At 44.7% G+C, this 1008-nt stretch carries 2 protein-coding genes; both read left to right on the top strand.

The genetic code is table 11. The features are described from left to right. Positions 1 to 196 (top strand): tyrosine-type recombinase/integrase (locus tag ADS77_RS21160; protein WP_152960662.1); only part of this gene is annotated, 196 nt, incomplete at its 5' end. Positions 197 to 277: 81 nt separating this feature from the next. Further along, positions 278 to 1008 (top strand): transposase (locus tag ADS77_RS21155; RefSeq protein WP_235575841.1); only part of this gene is annotated, 731 nt, incomplete at its 3' end.

Below are 1008 nucleotides of genomic sequence, written 5' to 3'. Positions count from 1 at the left end.
TGGTTTAGCGCACTGTAATCCACATGCCTTACGCCATGCTTATGCAACACATCAACTTGAATCAGGTATGCCACTTCATCAACTGCAACACCAGCTTGGTCACAGTGACATTAGAACCACGCAAAGTTACTTACACTGGTTACCTGAATTAGGGCATGGTGGCATTGATTTACTCGCAAGTTGGGGAAACCAATGAGCGGCTTGCACCTCGCTGATATTTTAAATTCTGGCCTTGGGAATTATCGGCAGCACCACATAATGAGTTATCAGCAGTTACGTGTCTGCCAACACCTTCAATCATGCAGAACAGCTATCACATTACCAAGCATGGCAATGTGATAGCTGTGGTGAAGTACAACAAATTGGATGTAGTTGTCGAGATAGGCATTGCCCACGTTGCCAAGGTATGGCCACGGCTAAATGGGTGCAAAGACAACAAGAGGATTTATTACCGTGTCGGTATTTCCACCTTGTTTTTACGCTCCCTCATGAGTTGAATATCATTGCTCACTACAACCCAAGTGCGTTGTACCAATGTTTATTTAAAGCCGCATGGCAAACGCTGAGCAAATTTGCGAAACGAAAGAGGCATGGTCAGTTAGGTATGACAAGCGTACTGCATACGTGGGGGCAGAACTTAAGCCAGCATATTCACCTGCATTGCTTGATACCCGCAGGTGCGCTTGATAAAGCGCAMTGGCATGAAATAGAAAAAGGTTATTTATACCCMGTTAAAGCRTTATCAACAGTSTTTAGAGGKAAAATGCTGGCGGCGCTCAATGAATGCGATAGTTCATTCGCGAAGATAAACACGCCAACAAAGTGGTGCGTGTATAGCAAAGCTTGTTTAACGTACAGTGAAAAGCTAGTGAGTTACCTTGCGCGTTATACCCGAAAAGGCGTGATGTCAGAATCGCGATTAGTGTCAGCGAATGAGCAGTCAGTGAGCTTTAAATATCGCGACTATGCAGATAACAACCGCGATAAAGTCATGACACTGAGTTGTGA

The organism is Pseudoalteromonas porphyrae, from assembly GCF_001298125.1.
Classification (GTDB): Bacteria; Pseudomonadota; Gammaproteobacteria; order Enterobacterales; family Alteromonadaceae; genus Pseudoalteromonas; species Pseudoalteromonas neustonica.
Note: the sequence above shows the minus strand (reverse complement) of the source record. Positions and strands in the feature narration are given on the sequence as shown.